Source organism: Streptomyces koelreuteriae, assembly GCF_018604545.1.
Taxonomy (GTDB): domain Bacteria; phylum Actinomycetota; class Actinomycetes; order Streptomycetales; family Streptomycetaceae; genus Streptomyces; species Streptomyces koelreuteriae.
The window spans coordinates 8,211,305-8,229,822 of sequence record NZ_CP075896.1 but is presented as its reverse complement, the minus strand read 5'-3'; the positions used below and the strand labels follow the sequence as shown (position 1 = coordinate 8,229,822).

Genomic DNA, 18,518 nt, shown 5'->3' with positions numbered 1-18,518 from the left:
CACACCTGTGGGGGGTCGGTGTTGGGGAACGTGATGTCGCAGGACCTGGCGGGTCTGAGCGACGAGGAACTCGTACCACGCGCGGTGCAGGGCGACCGGCACGCGCTCGAACAACTACTGCGCCGGCATCGCACCACGGTGCTGACCGTGTGCGCGGGCATCACCGGCAACCGGGAGGACGCCCTGGACGCCTGCCAGAACGCGCTGATACGCGTGACCGGCGCCATCGGCGGCTTCCGCTCCGAGGCCCGCTTCACGACATGGCTGCGCGCCATCGCCGTCAACGCCGCCAAGGCCGAGATCGCGCAGCGGGGCCGTCGCCCGTACCCCGTCGGCGACGACGTCCTGCCCACGGAGCCCGTCCGTGCGGTGGACGGACGCGTCACCGACGGTCTGCGCGTGCGGCAGGCGCTGGCCGCGCTGGACGTCGACTTCCGCGCGGTCGTCGTCTTACGGCATCTGTGCGGGTGCAGCTACGAGGAGATCGCGCATGTGCTCCAGATACCGATGGGCACCGTCAAGAGCCGTCTGTCCCGGGCCCGGATGGATCTGCTGGAGCTGCTCCGGCTCGACTGAACCACGACCGCGGTACGGAGCACGACCCAACCGATCCCCGCCCCGTTGCGAAGAGGAGACCGAGATGAACGAGGAGCGGCGGGACCGCCTGCCGAACCCCCCGGAACCACCGGAGACGGACCCGGACACGGTGGCCACGCCCGAGATCCTGGCCCGGCTGCACGCCCTGCTCACCGTCCTGCCCCTGCCGGAGATCGACGACGCGTCCTGGGGCGCGCTGGTCGCCGACGCGCTGGACCACATGCCTGCCCGTCAGCTCTGAAGCGAATTCCGTACCGGCCCGAACGAAAGGCGGCTCCCTCCCCATGGCGCACGAACCCGTCCTCGCCATCGACTTCGGCACCTCCACCTCGGCCGTGGCGCTGCTCGCCGACGGCCGGGTCCGCATGGTCAAGGAGCCCTCGGGCGACTCCTGGGCGTGGCCCTCGGCCGTGTCCTGGGACGGCTCGCGGCTGCTGGTCGGCACACCGGCCGAGCACCGCAAGGCCATGTACCCGTCCTCCTTCCGCGGCGAGTTCAAACGGAACCTCGGCGAGAGCGCCCCGCTGGTGCTCGGCGACGCCTCCTACCAGGCGGAGCAGTTGGTGACCGCGCTGATCTCCGCCATGCGCGGGGAGGCGGAACGCCTGTACGGCCGGCCCATCACACGGGCCGTGCTGACCTGCCCCGCCTCCTACGGCCCCGGTGACCCGCGCCGCGGCCTGCTCATCGGCGCCGGCGAGGCGGCGGGGCTCACGGCCGTCGATCTGCTGCCGGAGCCGGTGGCCGCGGCGTTCGCCCCGCTGGCCGGAGCCGCCTTCGAACCGGGACGCCTTGTTCTGGTGTACGACTTCGGCGGCGGCACCTTCGACGCGGCACTGATCAGGACCACGGAGCAGGACGACGCGGAGGGGACCGTGGAGGTGCTGGGACACGCGGCACTGGACGACTGCGGCGGCCACGACATCGACGTCCTGCTCGCGGAGGAACTCGTACGGCGCGGTGGCGCCGCGCTCTCGTCCTGGCTGCGCCCGGGGCCGGAGCAGGACGACGAGAAGGGCGGCGCCAAGGCCTCCGGGAGGTCCGCCGCGAAGTCCTCCGGCCCGACGGCGAACGCGGAGGACGGGCTGCGGCGCACGCTCGACCTCGGCGATTTCGCGCACCGGTTCAAGCACCGGCTGAGCGTGGAGGCGGAGATCGAGGACTTCTTCCGCTCCGCGGGCCTGCCCGTCGGCCTCGACCGCGCCCGGCTGGCCGAACTCACCGCGCCCCTCGTCACCCGTACCGTCGCCTGCTGCCGGGACCTCCTCGACCGCTGCGGACGGAGCGCCGACCGGCTGGCGGCCGTACTGCTGGTCGGCGGCACCACCCGGATGCCGGCGGTGCGGGACGCGCTGGAGCAGGCGTTCCCGGGGCTGCTGCGCGGCGTGGAGGACCCGGAGCTGGCGGTGGCGCAGGGCGCGGCCGCGTGGGCGGGGACGGCCACCGAGAGGTACTCGGTCGCCGGGCGGCCCGCCGGTCTCAGTGTCCCGCTCTCCTGGGAGTTGCCGGGTGGAGGAACCGGGAAGTTGCTGCAGTGGTACGTCGGACCCGGTGACGACTACCCCGCCGACGCGGTGTTCGCCCTGGTCCGGCTGACCGACGGAGGGCTGTGGGAACTCCGCGCGGACGGGCGCCCCGGCAGGGTGGCGCAGCTGCACTCGGAGGCCGGCTCCGACATCTCCTCCGGCGACTGGCTGGTCACGACCGGACGGGACGAGCCGGCCGGGCGGGGGCGGCGGCGCGGTACCCGCGCGGGCGCCCTGCCGTCGTGGGAGGACCTGGCACCCCCGCCGAGCACCGCCCTGCCCATCGGTGACGGTGCCACGGCCTACGGACGCGTCCTGCTGGTGCCCGGCGGCCGCCATGTCGTGACCCAGCACGGTCAGGGGACGGTGGGCTGGGAACTGAACCCGGACGGGCTCAAGCCGCTGTGGGAACTGCCCTCGGTCTTCCGGGTGGTGTCCGCCGGATGCTCGGGGACGCTCCTCGCCGTCGTACCGGTGGAGGGCACCGGCCACGCCCAGAGGGTCGACGTCGTCGATGTCGTCTCCGGTGAGGTACGGGGGTCCGTCCCCTTCGACGGGGCCTGCCTCACCGCCGCCTTCTCCTCCGACGGCACCCGGCTCGCCGTACTCAGCAATCAGCGGCGCCTTCGGATCTTCGCTCTCGCCGGCGGGGACGTGCTCACCGAGGCCGATCTGTCGCGCTACAGCATGACCGGTGAGCAGCTGGTCCTCGATCCGGCGCTGGAGTTCGCCGCGTTCCCCGTCGGCAACAGTGTGATCATCTGCCATGTGCAGGGGCGTCAGCTCGCGCAGCCCCCGCACCTCACCGTCAACGACCCGCGCAAACTGCTCGCCCTGCCGTCCACGGCCGGGTTCGCCTCGGGGTCGAGTGTCCCGCAGGCGGTGGACGTGTGGAGCCTCGACGGGCATGCCTTCCGCCTGCACGACCCGGCCCTGGTCAAGCCGCACCTCCTGGCCGTCAGCGCGGACGAGCGTCTGCTCGCGGCCGCCGACCCCGGTGGCCTCGTCGCGGTCTGGGAACTTCCGCACCCCGCGACGGCCGATGAGGTGCGGGAGGTCCCCCGCTCCGCACAGCGCATGCTCTTCCCGATGCCCGTCCGCGACCTGGCCTTCGGCGCGGACGCCACCACCCTGATCGCCGCCACCGACCGCGAGATCCACGTCTGGGATCTCTGACCTGTGACCGGAGGGGATCTCGGACCAGGGATCTCCACCCGGAGAAGAGGACGGATATGGCCGACTACGAGTCCATCCGCGATGAGATCCTGGCCGTCTTCGGCACCGTCGTCGAGGTGGCCCGGGACCGGGCCGCCGAGCAGACGGCGGACCGGCTGTACGGGGCGCAGGAGCGGCTGCGTTCCGGCGAGCTGACCGTGGTGGTGTGCGGGGAGTTCAACCGCGGCAAGTCCAGTCTGCTCAACGCCCTGCTGGACCGCCCCAACATCCTCCCGGTCGACCACTACTTCGCGACCTGCATCGCCGCCACGATCCGGCGCGGTGAGACCGAGGCCGCCGATGTCACCCTGAAGGCGCCGGACGGTTCGCTCGTCGTCAAGCCCATCAGGCTCGAACAGATCGGCGAGTACGCGGCCGAGAGCGGCAGCCGGAAGGACGAGGCGGTCCTCCTCGATCTGAGGCTGGACTCGCACCGCCTCAAGTCCGGTCTGGTGCTGGTGGACACCCCCGGAGTCGGGGGCGTCTACCACGAACACACGCTGGTGACGCAGGAGCAGCTTCCCACCGCCGACGCGATCCTCTTCGTCGTCTCGGCCGAGGAGCCGCTCACCGAGAGCGAGACGGTCTTCCTGCGCGAGGCGGCGCACGCCGTCAAGGCGGCCGACCACCCCGACGCGATGTTCTACGTGCTCACGAAGTCGGACCGCAGGGCGGACATCGACACCGACCTGGCCGCCAACCGCAAGAAGATCGCCGCGATCACGGGCAGGTCCCCGGAGGACGTGCTGATCGTGCCGGTCTCCAGCAAGCTCAAGCAGCAGTATCTGGCCGGGATCGGCGGCGACGACCCCGAGCTGCGCGCGGAGCTGCTCCACAACTCCGGTTTCCCCCAACTCGAGGAGGTCCTCTGGGCGCGGCTGGCCCGGCACCGTGCCCGGGTCCTGCTCGGCGGCGCGCTGGGCGAGGCGGACGCGGCCGTCCGTACGCTGCTGGATCCGCTGCTGGCGGAGGAGAGCGCGCTGCGCGACACCAGCAAGGCCCGGCTGGACGAGCTCAACCGGGAGACGGAGCGGGAGTCGGCCCGGCTGGCGGAGCTGTCCTCCGGCGCGGCTCCTTGGCGCAAGCGCCTTGAGGACGAACTGGACGGACTGCGCGCCAAGGTGAGCGAGCGCACGGCGCGCGAGTTCGACCGGGTGTGGAGCCGGGCGGAGACGGAGTATCTGTCGGTGCGCATGCATCTGGAGCAGCCCGACCTGCTGGCCCTGCGGGTCAACGGCGATCTGGGCATGGCCCGTACGACGGTCTCCGAATGGGCGGCGCGGCGGGCCGCTGAGCTGCAGCGGGGGCTGGCGCGGGACATCGGCCTGGAGCTGGGCGGCAGCGAACTCGGCGAGATGCCGGCGCCGCCCGTGGTGGACCTCGCCGCGTTCGGGCGGCTGCACAAGCCCACCGAGCGTGTGGGGCACGTCATCCCGGCCACCTACCGCAAGGAGACCAGGACCCGGGAGAAGAAGCGGGCCTCCGGCCCTCCGCCGTCCGGTTTCTGGAACAAGGTCAAGCACGGCTGGAACCGGACGAAGGACTTCTTCTCCCCGGTGTACGAGACCTACGAGAAGAAGGTGCTCGACACCCCGGAACAGCGTTGGTACGAGACGGTCGAGCGGGAGATCCCCGAGCATGTCATCGAGCAGCGGCGTCGTGAACTCGCCGACTCCGTCCAGCGGGCCCGGCGCGACCAGACGCCCCGGATCGAGCAGGCCGCGCAGGAGGCGATCGGCGACTTCTCCCGGGAGATCACGGCCGAGTTGGACAGCCGGATCGCCCGCGAGCAGGAACGCACCGCCGACACCCTGAAGCGGCTGAAGGACAGCGCCCAGCGCACGGCGGAGGAGGCGGTCCGGCGGCTGGGCGAACTCGAGACCGAGCAGCGGCCGCTCAAGGACGGCCGCGAGCGGATCGCCGCCCTGGTGCGCGCGGTCAACCGGCTCGCCGAGGGGCGGTCCGGCCCCGGACCGGACGCGGAGGGCGAAGCCGCATGAGCGACGGTCTGGCGGACCGGGTGAAGGCGGCCTTCGAGTCCGCGCTGCGGCTGATGGCCCGCGGCGGCGGCTCCGCGGAGGTGCTGCGGGCCGCGTTCGAGGCGGAACGGGGGCGTGCCGGGAAGAAGATGAGTGTCGCCGTGGTCGGCCGTATCAGCACCGGCAAGTCCACGCTGGTCAACGCGCTGATCGGCGAGGAGCGGGTGGCCACCGGCTCGCAGGAGCTGACCTTCAACGTCAACCGGCTGCGGTACTCCGAGACACCCCGGCTGCTCGTCCGATACAAGGACGGCCGCCCCTCGGTCCCGTACTCGCCGGAGCGGCTGGAGGAGCTGACGGCGCGCCGGGAGGACCATCTGGAGGAGCTGCGGGGCATCGCGGAGGTCGTGGTCGAGATCCCGGCCCCCTATCTGGAGGACTTCGAACTCATCGACACCCCGGGGCTGGACTGTGTCTTCGGGGAGGACTCGCTCAACACCCTGGAGTTCCTGCGGCTGCGGCCGGAGGACGTGATGGACGCCAGCCTCCGCCACGCCTCGGCGGCGGACGCCCTGATCCTGGTCCTCCCGGTGCGTGGTCCCTCCCGGACCGACGCGGATGTCGTCGCGCAGTTCCTCGGCCCCGACTTCGCCACCTCGACACCGCTGACGACGCTGGGGGTGCTCACCAAGTGCGAGTACCTGTGGGAGGAGGGCGGCCCGCATCCACTGGTGCTGGGCCGCCGCCAGGCGGACCGCATCATGCGGGACGCGCCCGGCATGCGCCGGCGGCTCTTCGACCTGACGCCGGTGTGCGGCCTGCTCGGCCAGGCGGCGGCCACCCTCGACGAGGAGACCGTCGCCACCTTCGAAGAGCTGGCGAAGGCTCCCTCGGCGGCCCTGTCGCTCCGCCTGTCGGACGCCAAGATGTTCGTGAACGCCGGGGACGGATTCCCGCTCGACGCGGCACGCCGCCGGGCCCTGTGGAACCGCTTCGGCCCGTACGGCATCCACACCGTCTGCGGACTGCTGCGGGACGGCGTACGGGATCCCGCGAAGCTGCGCGCGATCCTGCTGGACGACAGCGGGCTGACCGGTCTGCGGGGCAGACTGACCGACCACTTCGGCCACCGCTCCGCGCTGCTGAAGCTCGACGGATCGCTGGAACGCATCCGGCGGATGCCCAAGGACCTGGCGGCCGGCGCCGGCCCCCGCGAGCGGTCGCTGCTGGACGCGGCCCTCGGCGGCTTCGAGGCCCTGGCCCTGAACGAACCCGGCTTCGCGGAGCTGCGGACCCTGCGTGAGCTGTACAGCGGGCGGCTGCGGCTCGGTGTCGAGGAGAACGAGGAACTACGGCGTGCCCTGGGCGAGTTCGGCCGTAGCCCTGCCGCCCGGCTGGGACTGCCCGAGGGCGCCGGCGCGGACGCGCTGCGTGCGGAGGCGCGGCGCCGGCACTCCGTCTGGCTGGTGCGCTGGCAGTCCGGGATGCTGTACGGCCCGTCCCGGGAGGCGGCGCGGACGGTGGTACGCGCGTACGAGCATCTGCTGCACGAGTTGGAGGAGTCGCACGGGCCGGACGCGCGCGGAGAGGGCGGCGGCCGGGAGGTCTGAGGCGGGAGGCGGGGCGGGGCAAGGGCCGCCATGCCCGTCCCGTACCCGCCCGTCCCGTACCCGCCCGTCCGCTCAGCCGTCGTCGCCGCGGACCACGGTCAGCAGCCACTCCCCGTCCCGCACACGGTCGCCGGGACGGGCATGGTGGGCCCGTACTCGTCCCGCCGACAGGGCTGACAGTTGGATGAGCGAGCCTTCCTCGGTCCGTACCCGGCCGAGGACGGCGCCCGCTTCGTAGCGGGCGCCGGGTGCCACGTACCAGTCGACCAGGGTCGAGGCCCCCGGGGGCAGGGGCCAGCACAGCGGGGTGCGTCCGGGAACAGGGCCGGTCGCCGCGACCGTGCGCACCGTCCTGGCCCTTCCCCAGGCGGCAGCCCCCTCCGCGACGGCGGTACGCGGATCCTCGGCGCGGTACAAGGGCAGTCCGAGGGCTTCCTCCACATGAGCGGCCAGCCCGGGCAGCCGGCTCGATCCCCCCACGAGGACCACGGCGTCGGCCTTCGGCGGGCGGTCGGAGGAGTCCAGGAGAGCGGCCTCGGCGAGCAGCCGTGCGCAGCACCGGGTGGTGCGTTCGTAGAGCGGTCCGGCGAGGTCCAGGAAACGGTCCCGGTGCAGGGTGAAGGTGCGCTCGGCCGGCGTGAACACATCGGACGGGGCGCTCTCGGTCGCGAGCCGGTGCTTGAGCTGCCGGGCGAGATCGATCAGTTCGATGCGGTGGCGCAGCGCGCGGACGGTCAGCTCGCCCTCGGGCGGCGGGAGCAGTTCGGCCAGCTCCGGGCCGCCCTGCGCCCGCAGTTCGGCGACGACGATGCCGTCGAGGTCCCGGCCCCCGCATTCCTCACCCGCGTGCGCGAGGACCGTGTGCTCCCCGTCGCCGCCGTCCACGTCCTTCCCGGACGCCAGACGCACCAGCGCGGTGTCGAAGGTGCCTCCCCCGAAGTCGTGCACCAGGACGGTGGCGCCCGGCGGCAGGGGGCCTCCGGCGAGGGGCGCGAGGGCCGCGGCGACCGGTTCGGGGCACAGCTCCACAGCGGGCAGACCGGCCGACCGGGCGGCGCCGAGCAGTTCCTCGCGCCGCGGATCGGCGGGGCCGTACGCGGCGGGGACGGTGAGCACCGTACGGCTGACGGGGCCGCCGCCCACGCGTTCCGCCTCGGCCCGTACGGCCTGGAGGAGGAGCGAGACGAGGAGCCCGGGCCGGTGTCCGCGCCCCGCCAGGTCGACGGGCGTGCCCTGGCCCAGGGTGCACTTGATCTCGTCGCGGTACGCGGCCGGAGCGAGCCGGCGGCGCCGCTCGGCCGCGGTGCCGACGTACGGCATGGTGCCGTCGAACAGGACGGCGGACGGCCAGCACCATCCGTCGCCGATGTGCTCGCGCAGCCGGTGCACGGTCCCGTTCCTGACGAGCGCGGCGCAGGTGCTCGTGGTGCCGAAGTCGATGGCGAGGACGGATGGCGCGGTCGTGCCGCTCATGGGGCTGTCTCCTGCCGCTCGTCGCTGCGGAAGACGCTGTCGGCCACGGCGGGGGCGGCGGTCCGGGTCAGCGTCCAGATGACGGTCGTGCCGTCCGAGAGTCCGGCGGCCAGCCTGCTGCCGTCGGGGGCGAAGGCGAGGCAGAGCGCGTCGTCCTCCACCGGGAGGGTGCGCAGGAGCCGGCCGTCCTCCAGGCTCCACACCGTCACCCCCGCTGCCGGGGCGCAGGTGGCGAGGAGGCCCGCGGCGGACGAGCAGGCGAAGAGGGTGACGCCCCGGGCCGGAATCTTCAGGACGCCGTCCGGGCGGTGGCCCGCGACGAACAGGACGGCCGGCGTGGCCAAGACGGTGGGCCGGGCGTGCGCGCCGAACAGGTCGTCGTAGGCGTCCGCCAGTCTGGCGAAGTCGTCCTGATCGTCGAACTCCTCCAATATCCGCCAGAAGGAGGGACTGCTGAGTGTGGCGCACTCGTCGTCCAGCAGTACCAGCACGGGAGGGATGCCGTCCGGCAGGCTGTCGAAGTCCCCCGGCTCGGCTTCCTTCCAGGTGTCCGTGAACCACACCGCGTCGAAGCCGGTGTGCTCCGGCTCCACGGCGACCAGCAGTCCGCCGTCATCGGTGAAGACGAGGTCGCCGCCCTCGCTCAGTGACTCCTCGACGAACACCGGCGCCTCCTGCTCGTGGTCGAGCACCACCAGCCCGCCGGCCACGTCCCTGGCGGCGGCCAACGGCCGCGTGGGAGAGAAGGTGACGGCGGTGACGTCGTCGTCCAGTTCCGCGGACGCCCGCTCGCCTCCGGTCCCCAGGTCCCAGACGCTCACCGACCGGTCCGCGCCGCCCGTGCCGAGGAAGCGGCCGTCCGGGCTGAAGGCGACGGCGGTCACGGCCTCCGCGTGTGTCCGCCAGACGGCCCGTCCCGTGGGAGCGGGCATACCGGCCCCGGCCGCCGGCCGGTCCGCGCTCACGGTGAGCAGCCAGTCTCCGGTGAACACCTCGTCGTCCACGGCGGCGTGCCAGGCGGTGATCCGGCCACCGGCGTCCGCCACGAGCTGGTGCAGGGAACCGTCCGGCACCCGGACCCGGGCCAGCAGCTCGCCCTCAGCGAACGCCGCCCCCGCCTCGACGCGCCGTTCGACGAGAACGCCACGGCCTCCGGGCAGGTCCCAGGTGAGCGGCACCGCGCCCGCGGCGGGGCGGCGAGGGCGGGCGGTGCGGCGCGCGCTGTACACGGCCCGGACACAGGCTCCCCGTACGACCGCGTGCAAGGGCCGCTCGACGGCCCGTACCGGGATGCCGAGCCGGTGGGTGAGATGGCCCAGCACCACCGGGCTGCCCCCGCCGCCGCCCACCGGCAGCACCGCGGCGACCCGGCCCGGCTCCACGCGTGCGGTGTCCAGGACCTCCTCGCAGCACGCCGCGGCCCGGTCGAGGAAAGGCGCCGCGATCTCGGCGAAGCGGGCGGCGCCCGCCGCTTTCAGCAGACGGTCCCGGTACGCCTGTCCCCCGTCCGCGTCGCTGTGCGCCGGATGGCCCCACGGTCCGTCGGCCGCAGGGCCCGCGAAGCCCGGGGCGCCGTCCGCGCGGAGCGTGGCCTGGGCCGCGCCCTCGATGTCCCGCATCCCGCAGCCGTCCAGCGTGAGTCGGCCGAGTACATCGTGATCGGCACGGCCAGGGCCGCGCATCCGGACGAGGGCCGCCGTGAAGGTCGAGCCGCCCAGGTCGTGGACGAGGACCAGGTCGCCGTCCCGCAGCCCTCCCCCGTCCCCGAGGGCGAGGGTCGCGGCGACCGGTTCGGCCAGTAGCTCGACCGTCGTGAGCCCGGCCCGCCGGGCTGCGGAGAGCATCCCCGCGCGCCACGGGTCCGCGGCGCCCGTTCCCGCCGGGACGGTCAGCAGGGCCGTGGTGACGGGCCGGTCCGCGATCGTCTCCGCCTGGTCCCGCAGCACCCGCAGGAGCGCCCCCACCAACTCGTCCGGCAGCCAGGACCGTTCCCCCGCCCGGACCCGGGCCCGGCGGCCGAGGTCCCCGGGCAGCTCCCCGCGCAGCGCTTCCGGCCGCTCGCGTCCCCGCAGTACGGCGGCCCGTCCGACGAGGAGGCCCGTTCCGTCCGCGAACACCGCGGTGGGCCAGTCCGCCGCGCTGCCGTCGGGGTCGCGAAGCATCCGTATCCGGGTGCCGATGAGGAGAGCGGCCCGCGTGGCGGTCGCCCCCATGTCCACGCACAGCACCGGTTCCTCCACCGCCGCACCCCCGCCCGTGTCAGCCGGCCCGCTGGCCGCACCCCGGTCTTCGGTCTTCATGGATCCGGGCCGGGCGCCTTTTGTTCCCGCAGGACGTGTCAGTTGTGCTCATGGGGTTGCACGAATCCCGCCCGACGGGCTGAACTTGGGCATATGAGTCAGCCCGAGTGGCCCGCCGGCCGGCGAGGTGCGGGTGCCCTGCTGCCCCGGCTGCCCGCCGCCGCCGTCGCGGAACTGCGGGGCATCGGACGCCGGGTGACGTTCCGTCCGGGCGCCGTCCTGCTCACCGAGGGGGAACGGTCGCGGCACGCGCTGCTGCTGTGGGCGGGCTGGGTCAAGGTCATGGCCGCCCGGGGCCGTCCGCAGCCGACGCTGCTCGCCCTGCGGGGCCCGGGAGACATGGTGGGAGAACTGGGGGCGCTGGACGGCCGTCCGCGCACCGCGTCGGTACTGGCCGTGTCGCCGGTGACCGCCCTGCGGGTGGCGGAGAACGATCTGCACGGCTGGCTCCGCCGGGCACCGGAAGCCGGACTGGTCCTGCACCAGTACATGAGCTCCAAGCTGCGCGAGGCGACGCACTTCCGGTTGCGGGCGACGGACCCGGTGGAGATGCGGACGGCCGGGCTGCTGCGTTCGCTGTCCGGCGCGTACGGCAGCGAGGAGGCGGGCGGCACAGTGATCACCGCGCCGCTCACCCAGCAGGAGATCGCCGCCCTGGTCGGCGCGTCCCGCGCGCAGGTGCAGCGCGCGCTCGCGGCCCTGCGCGGCGCCGGGGCCATCAGCACCGGATACCGCAGCATCGTGATCCTGGACGGGCACGGGTTGGCCCGTCTGGCGGGGGAGGCCGGATGAACGCGGGGGCGGCATGAACGCGGGGACCACATGGCCGGGAGGCGTCAGGCGGCTGGCGTTCGTGGTGGACACGGCGGACTCGGGGGCCCGCACCGTGCCCCGCCAAGCGGTGGCCCAGAAGCGGCTGTTGGGTGCTCTGGAGGAAGCGTGCGCGGCGGCCGGGGTCGACCGGGGCACCTGCGACCGGCAGGACCGTGGTGACGGCGAGTTGCTGATCCTGCCGCCCGGGGTCGTGGAGACCACGGTGGTGCCGGAGCTGCTGCGGGTCCTGACGCTGGCGCTGCGACGCGACAACCAGGGCCGTACGGAACCCGAGCGGCTGCGGGTACGGACCGCGGCCGCGGTGGGCATCGTGCACCGTTCGGCGCTGGGCTTCGCGGGGGACGGCGTCGTCGAGGCGTGCCGGCTGGTCGACGCGGACGCGCTGAAGGAAGCCTTCCGGGCGGCGCCGTGGGCGGAGGTGAGTTTCGCGGTCGGCGAGGAGCTCTACCGGGATCTGGTGCGGCACGGCTACGACGGCCTGCCTCCGGACAGCTTCCGGCCGCTGACACCGGTCGTGGACGGTCGTCCGTTCCCTGCCTGGCTGAGCCTGTTCGGGCCCGGCGGGGAGCTGTCCCCCGCGCCCGACCGCCCCGCCGACCCCAGCCGGCCGGTCTCCCCACCGAAGGCCTCGGGCACGTGGATCGAACCACGGTTCGACCTGGGGGCGCCGTTCACGACCGTGGGCCTCTGGGCGCTGGAACACCATGGAGGTCAAGGCACGGACGCCGAGGGATACCAGAACCACTCGGACGACGGCCGGGCGCCGGGCGGCTCGACGGCCGCCGGCTCGTCCGGTCACCGAGCCGTACAGCAGACGCGTTCCGGACACCTGGCCGATCCGGAGGATCTGCACGAACAGCGGGACGCGTTCCACGACTCCGACATCGGAACATTCGAAGACAACGGGGATACCCCGGCGGACAGTTGGGAAGGCGACGACTCCTCGCCCGACGACGACGGCTGGCCCTGAGCCGTCAACTGCCCCAGCAGCGCGGACCCGCCGAGAAGCAGTTCGCAACGCACCGCGGACTCCGGAATGTCCAGCGCCCTGGCGGTCTCCCGGCACGTCAGCCCGATCCGGTACCGCAGGACGAGCACGGCACGCGTCTCGGCGTGCAGGACGATCAGAGGCGGACGCCCCGGCACGCGGGGTTCCGGCCCCTGCGCCGGACCGGCCGGGCGAGCCCGTCGCTCGGCGGCCGCCGCGACCGCCCCGAACAGCCGGATCCGGTCGGCCGTCGCATCCTCCGCGCAAGCGGTCCGCAGCCCGTCCCGCAGTGCGTCGCGTACGTCGTCCACACCGCCGCAGGTGATGAGCGCTGCGACAGCGACGAGTTCCCCCCGCTCGGAGTCGATCAGTCGTGCGGCTTCCCTCTCGTCGATGCGCATGGCTCTCCTCTGTACCCACGGGCGGAACGGGATCTGCCCAGGAACCTAGGGCGAGGCGGCCCGCCCCCGCACGGGCAAATGCCTCGAATGAGCCTGTGCGCTAGGAGTTGATGCCGGGTGCGCTCAGTCGTCGTCGGCGGTCTGAGGGTGGGGGTCCGGGGTGAGGGCGTTGTGGTCGTGGATGTAGTCGTCCATGGAGAGGTATCCCTGGTGATCGGCGGCCTCGATCACCTCGTCGGAGGTGTACTCCCCGTCTTCCCAGGTGTCGATCGTGGGTTCCGTCATGCTCCTTGGACTCCGGCCGGCAGGCCGATGTTCCCGGGAACCTTCCTCATTTCGCCGGGTCCCGTCACCGGTTTCGTGCGAAGATCTACCGGCCCTTTCGGGCACCACCCCGCCGCAGCAGTCATCCCTCGGAGAGTCCATGCGCCGTGCCCACCTTCTCTTCGCCGCTGTCCTCCTGCTCTGCACCGCCTGTTCCGGCGATACGGAGAGCGACTCGGGGAAGAGTGCGAAGGCCGTGGAGCACGGTGCGGCCGTGCGGGCCGCGATCGAGAGGACGAGCGCGGACCGTGTCCGCGTGGACCAGAAGATCGAGTTGCGGGACGTCGACCGCCCCACGACCTACGTGTTCACGATCTCCGGCGCCTTCGACCTGGCGGGTGACAGGGGCCGGCTCACGGTGGAGTTCGAGGACAGTGGCATGGACCCCGTCGAGGAGGTCTTCGTCGGTGACACCGTCTATCTGCGGGGCTCGCGGCTGGTGGGCGAGGGCGAGTGGGCCTCGGCCGTCCGGAGCGAGGCACGGACCCGCTTCTTCCTGCGGGCGCCGCTGAACGACCCCGAGCACCTGCTCCGCCAGGTGAAGGCGATGCGGCAGGTGTCGAACGAGGGCGAGGAGAAGGTGAACGGCGCCCGGGCGGTGCACTACCGGGGCACGATCGACCATGCCACGGCGTCGCTGGGGATGACGGCGAAGACGAAGCAGGGGCTGAACGAAATACGCGAGACGCTGGGCGACGACATGCCCGTCTACGCGGACGTGTGGGTCGACGCGAAGGGGCGCGCCGTCCAGGCCCGGCTGTCCTGCTTCGGCGGTGTGGAGGCCATGACGACGCTGACGCTGTCGGACTTCGGGACGCAGGTGAAGGCCGAGGCGCCGTCGGCCGAGCGGATCGTCCCCGTGACGGCGGGCGAGGATGTCCTGCTGGCCTGAGCGGGTGCGCGCCCGGTCCCGGGTCGCCCTGCCCTGAAGTCGTGCGCCCCAGCCGCGTGGTGCTGCATCAAGTCAAAGTGACGTCGGCCGTCTTCCGGGTTCGCCGCCTCACCCCTATCCTCATGCGCCGATGTTACCGACGGTAAGGGGTAGCGATGAGCGGCACCACGCGCAGAGGGTTCCTGGGCACGGCCGCAGCCGCCGCCGGCGGCGGGGTCGCCCTCGGAACCGCCCGGCGGGCCTCGGCCGCGAACGGCTCGGCGGCGCGGACCGTGGCCGTCCTGGGCGGCGGCGTCGCCGGGCTCACGGCCGCGCACGAACTCGCCGAGCGCGGCTTCCGGGTCACGGTCTACGAACGCAAGGCGCTGGGCGGCAAGGCCCGCAGCATGGACGTACCGGACAGCGGCACGGGTGGCCGCCGCCCGCTGCCGGGAGAACACGGCTTCCGCTTCATCCCCGGCATCTATCACAACCTGCCCGACACCATGCGGCGCATCCCCTTCCCCGGCAACCCGAACGGTGTCCACGACAACCTCGTCGCCCCGAAGGAGATGCTGTTCGCCCGGTCGGGCGGCCGCGAGGACATCCGGCTCCCACTCCCCTGGCCCGGCCACACCCCGGCGGAACTCACCCCGGACGAGATCCGCCGCGCCCTCACCTCGGTCCTGGACACGGCCTTCAACCTCCCCCTCCACGAGGCCCTCTACTTCGCGGGCCGCTTCCTGGTCTTCCTCACGAGCTGCGACGAGCGCCGCGACGAGGTGTGGGAGCGGACGCCGTGGTGGGAGTTCGTACGGGCCGGACGGATGTCCCAGGACTACCAGCGGATCCTCGCCGTCGGCATCACCCGCAACATCGTGGCCACCAAGGCGGAGGAGGCCAGCACCCGTACGGTCGCCACCCTGATGGAGGCCTTCGTCTTCAACCTCCTCGGACGGGGCGCGGACGGACCGCTGGACCGGATCCTCAACGCACCCACCAACGAGGCCTGGATCGACCCGTGGGTGACGTACCTGACGTCCCTCGGGGTCGAGTTCCGCGTCGGCTGGACCGTACGGGATCTGACCCTGGACTCGGGTGCGATCGCCGGGGCCGTCGTGGAGGAGCCCGGAGGCGCGCGCCGTACGGTCACCGCCGACCACTACATCTCGGCCATGCCGGTCGAACACGCCCGCCGCACCTGGAACTCCGCCGTACGGGCCGCCGACCCCCAACTGGCCGAGTGCGACCGGCTGAAGACGGACTGGATGACCGGCATGCAGTTCTATCTGACCGAACGTACGCCGATCCTGCACGGTCACCTCAACCTCATTGACTCCCCGTGGTCGCTGACCGCGATCGCCCAGGCCCAGCACTGGCCGGGCCACGACTTCCCCGCCGACTTCGGCGACGGCACGGTCGCGGACTGTCTGTCCGTCGACGTCTCGGAGTGGGACCGTCCGGGCATCCTGTACGGCAAGACGGCCAAGCAGTGCACCCGTACCGAAGTCGCCCGCGAGGTGTGGGCGCAGCTGAAGGCGGCGCTCAACGACACCGGCCGTACGGTCCTGAAGGACTCGGTGCTGCACTCGTGGTTCCTCGACCCGGCCGTGGACGGACTCGGCACGCCCCACCCCGTCAACGAGGAGCAGTTGCTCATCCACCCGGTGGGGACCTTCCACCACCGCCCGCGCTCGGCCACGAAGATCCCGAACCTCTTCCTGGCCGGCGACTACGTGGCCGTGCCCATCGATCTCGCCACCATGGAGGGCGCCAACTCCTCGGCCCGGCAGGCCGTCAACGCCCTGCTGGACCAGATCGACTCGACCGCCGAACGGTGCACCGTGACCCCCTTGTACCGGGCCCCCGAGCTGGAGGCACTCAAGCGGCACGACCGCACGCGCCACCTCCTCCGGCTGCCGAACGTCTTCGACATCGGCTGAACGCCGTACGTCACCCAGCCGTCCGGTATCAGCCGGCCGCCCGGTAGAGGGCGCGGGCGCGGCTCAGGTCGGTGGGGCCGTCCTGGTCGAGGTCGAAGAAGTGGTTCGCCTGCCATGCCTGGGTGCTGCGGGCCTGCCGGCTGGTCGTGGCCACCCAGGGCGGATAGACACGGAATCCGCGCTTCCCGGAGGAGCCGTCGCGGGAGACGATGCCGCGCTCGCACAACACCTCGCTCGGGAACACGAACTGTCCGAAGCCGTCGTCGTCGCGGCTGCCGATGACGAAGAGATCCACTCCGTCGTCGGTGTCGAAGGGCCGGATCGGCCCTTCGACGGACCGCTGCCACACGGTGACGAACTGGCCCGCCTTCGTCGGGGTGGTCTTGGCCACGCGGAACCGCACCGAGCGGCCGTCGAGCGTGAACGCGCAAGCCGCGTACTCCGCGCTCTCCGGCTCCGGCACCGGCGGCGAGCAGGACAGACCGAGCGGGTCGTAGACCGACACCTTCGCCGCCAGCAGGTCACCGTGAAGCCCCGCCCACGGCTGATTCGTCACCATGGCGCCATCCTGTCATCACGCCCTCGCGCCGGGCCTTGTGTCCCGGTGCCGGAGGGGAGGCAACCCGTCCGGCCAGGGCGCCACGCACTATCGTGAGAAAGGAAGGCGCCTGATCCGGGTGCGTCCGCGTGAGCCGGTCGGAGGCGACGATGAGCGGGGAACGGCCCGGTCGATCGGAGCAGCACCTGCCCAAGCTGCGGCTGGACGAACTGCTGGACGAGCTTCAGGCGCGGATCGACGCGGCGCGGGGCACCCGGGATCGTGTGCACAGCCTGCTGGAGGCGGTGCTGTCGGTCGGGCGGGAACTGGATCTCGCCCAGGTGCTCCGGCGAATCGTCGAGGCGGCCGTGGTGCTCGTGGACGCCGAGTACGGGGCCCTGGGAGTGATCGGCGACGACCGTATGCTCTCCGCGTTCCACACCGTCGGCATCAGCGACGAGCAGCGGGCCCGGATCGGGGACCTGCCCAGCGGGCACGGCATCCTGGGCGAGCTGATCCGGCACCCCGAGCCGCTGCGGCTGACGGAGATCTCCGAGCACCCGGCCTCGTACGGCTTCCCGCCGCACCACCCTCCGATGCACTCCTTCCTGGGTGTGCCCATCCGGGTGCGTGACCAGGTGTTCGGCAACCTCTACCTCACGGAGAAGCGCAGCGCGCAGGAGTTCGACGCCGAGGACGAGTCGGTGCTCGCCACCCTCGCGGTGGCGGCGGGCGTGGCCATCGAGAACGCCCGTCTGTACGAGGAGACGCGGCTGCGTGAGCGGTGGCTGGGGGCGAGTTCCGAGGTCACGCGTGCCCTGCTGTCGGGCGCTCCGAGCACGGACGTCCTCGAACTGATCGTGGAGCAGGCGCGTCAGATCGCCGACGCCGATGCCGGGATGATCGCCGAGCGGGTGCCCGAGGAGACCGCGCTGCGGCCGTTGCTCGCCGTCGGGCGGGACGCCGAGCGGCGCAGTGGCCTGGTGATGTCCGGGCAGGACGGGTTCGTGGCCGCCGTCCTCACGACGGCGGAGCCGGCGGTGAGCGCCGACATCCAGGAGGATCCACGGACCTGCGGGGACGCGGCGCAGTGGGCCGGGCTCGGGCCCGTGGTCGGCGTACCGCTGGAGGCCGGAGGCAAGGCCGGGGGCGTGCTGCTGCTGGGGCGCGAGGCGGGGCGTACGCCGTTCACGGACGCCGACACGCGCCCCCTGCTCGGGTTCGCCGGGCAGGCGGCGCTGGCACTGGAGCTGGCCGAGCGGCGTCGGGACGCCGAGCAGATCGTGCTCCTGCGGGACCGTGACCGCATCGCCCGCGACCTGCACGATCTCGCCATTCAGCGACTGTTCGCGGCCGGGATGACGCTGCAGAGCACCCAGCGTTTCATCGACCATCCGGAGGCCGTGGAGCGGCTGTCGCGGACCGTGGACGATCTGGACGAGACCATCAAGATCATTCGGTCCACGATCTTCGGGCTGCGGACGCACGGGGGCGGGACGAGGGAAGGCGGCGGCCTGCGCGGCCGGGTGTCGGACGCGGTGACGGCGGCGGCCTCGTCCCTGGGCTTCGCTCCCGCGGTGCGGATCGAAGGCCTGGTGGACACGGATGTGCCGGGCGATGTCGCTGATCACACGCTGGCGGTGCTCGGCGAGGCGCTGAGCAATGTGGCCCGGCACTCCGGGGCCCGCTCCGTGGACGTGCACCTGAGGTGTGCGCAGGGCGAGTTGACGCTCGTGGTGACCGATGACGGTCGCGGGATACCCGAAGGTGCCGCGCGCAGCGGTCTGAAGAACATGGAGGAGCGGGCCGTCACGCTCGGCGGCGACCTCCGGCTCGGCGAGCGCCCGGAAGGCGGCGGGACCCGGGTGGTGTGGCGGGTGCCGGTGCGGCCGCCCCGAGGCTGACCGTGGCTTGCCGGC

General features: G+C 72.8%; 14 protein-coding genes. 10 read left to right on the top strand and 4 right to left on the bottom strand.

All coding sequences use genetic code 11. The features are described 5' to 3' along the window. The first annotated feature begins 33 nt into the window (after window positions 1-33). The 5 genes from KJK29_RS37000 to KJK29_RS36980 all read left to right on the top strand — a co-directional run bounded on the left by KJK29_RS37000 (window position 34) and on the right by KJK29_RS36980 (window position 6,927). Window positions 34-576 carry an RNA polymerase sigma factor gene (locus KJK29_RS37000; RefSeq protein WP_215123701.1) on the top strand — a complete coding sequence of 181 codons (543 nt, stop codon included), beginning with the start codon at window positions 34-36 and terminating at the stop codon, window positions 574-576. Between the two features lie 64 nt (window positions 577-640). Next, complete coding sequence (locus KJK29_RS36995; protein ID WP_215123700.1) at window positions 641-838, top strand: hypothetical protein; 198 nt, start codon at window positions 641-643, stop codon at window positions 836-838. A 43-nt stretch (window positions 839-881) separates the two neighbouring features. Beyond that, a complete protein-coding gene (locus KJK29_RS36990; RefSeq protein ID WP_215123698.1) occupies window positions 882-3,299 on the top strand; it encodes an Hsp70 family protein in 2,418 nt (805 codons plus the stop codon). Window positions 3,300-3,355: 56 nt separating this feature from the next. Continuing rightward, entirely contained in the window at window positions 3,356-5,338 is a 1,983-nt protein-coding gene (locus KJK29_RS36985; protein WP_215123696.1) for a dynamin family protein, read from the top strand. Next, window positions 5,335-6,927 carry a dynamin family protein gene (locus KJK29_RS36980; RefSeq protein WP_215123694.1) on the top strand — a complete coding sequence of 531 codons (1,593 nt, stop codon included), beginning with the start codon at window positions 5,335-5,337 and terminating at the stop codon, window positions 6,925-6,927. Before KJK29_RS36985 ends, KJK29_RS36980 begins: the two co-directional genes overlap by 4 nt. A gap of 72 nt (window positions 6,928-6,999) precedes the next feature. Here KJK29_RS36980 and KJK29_RS36975 read toward each other — a convergent pair whose 3' ends face one another. Together KJK29_RS36975 and KJK29_RS36970 are read right to left on the bottom strand one after the other, a co-directional pair. Further along, on the bottom strand, window positions 7,000-8,400 hold the full coding sequence (locus tag KJK29_RS36975; protein ID WP_215123692.1) for an Hsp70 family protein: 1,401 nt from the start codon (window positions 8,398-8,400) through the stop codon (window positions 7,000-7,002). Beyond that, entirely contained in the window at window positions 8,397-10,700 is a 2,304-nt protein-coding gene (locus KJK29_RS36970) for an Hsp70 family protein (protein ID WP_215123690.1), read from the bottom strand. The genes KJK29_RS36975 and KJK29_RS36970 overlap by 4 nt, the downstream gene beginning before the upstream one ends. Before the next feature lie 93 nt (window positions 10,701-10,793). On the opposite strand from KJK29_RS36970, the gene KJK29_RS36965 reads away from it, so the two are divergent. Continuing rightward, window positions 10,794-11,492, top strand: coding sequence for a Crp/Fnr family transcriptional regulator (locus KJK29_RS36965; RefSeq protein ID WP_215123688.1), 699 nt, complete (start codon window positions 10,794-10,796; stop codon window positions 11,490-11,492). Between the two features lie 13 nt (window positions 11,493-11,505). Continuing rightward, window positions 11,506-12,504, top strand: coding sequence for a hypothetical protein (locus KJK29_RS36960; protein ID WP_215123686.1), 999 nt, complete (start codon window positions 11,506-11,508; stop codon window positions 12,502-12,504). 542 nt (window positions 12,505-13,046) lie between these two features. Here the strand turns inward: KJK29_RS36960 and KJK29_RS36955 are convergent. Then, a complete protein-coding gene (locus KJK29_RS36955) occupies window positions 13,047-13,208 on the bottom strand; it encodes a hypothetical protein (protein ID WP_215123684.1) in 162 nt (53 codons plus the stop codon). 139 nt (window positions 13,209-13,347) lie between these two features. On the opposite strand from KJK29_RS36955, the gene KJK29_RS36950 reads away from it, so the two are divergent. Beyond that, a complete protein-coding gene (locus tag KJK29_RS36950) occupies window positions 13,348-14,139 on the top strand; it encodes an LppX_LprAFG lipoprotein (protein WP_215123682.1) in 792 nt (263 codons plus the stop codon). 155 nt (window positions 14,140-14,294) lie between these two features. Then, on the top strand, window positions 14,295-16,061 hold the full coding sequence (locus KJK29_RS36945) for a hydroxysqualene dehydroxylase (protein WP_215123674.1): 1,767 nt from the start codon (window positions 14,295-14,297) through the stop codon (window positions 16,059-16,061). 28 nt (window positions 16,062-16,089) lie between these two features. Here the strand turns inward: KJK29_RS36945 and KJK29_RS36940 are convergent, their stop codons facing one another. Then, on the bottom strand, window positions 16,090-16,620 hold the full coding sequence (locus tag KJK29_RS36940) for a MepB family protein (protein WP_215123672.1): 531 nt from the start codon (window positions 16,618-16,620) through the stop codon (window positions 16,090-16,092). Between the two features lie 149 nt (window positions 16,621-16,769). On the opposite strand from KJK29_RS36940, the gene KJK29_RS36935 reads away from it, so the two are divergent. Next, on the top strand, window positions 16,770-18,503 hold the full coding sequence (locus tag KJK29_RS36935) for a sensor histidine kinase (RefSeq protein ID WP_215123671.1): 1,734 nt from the start codon (window positions 16,770-16,772) through the stop codon (window positions 18,501-18,503). Window positions 18,504-18,518: the final 15 nt, after the last annotated feature.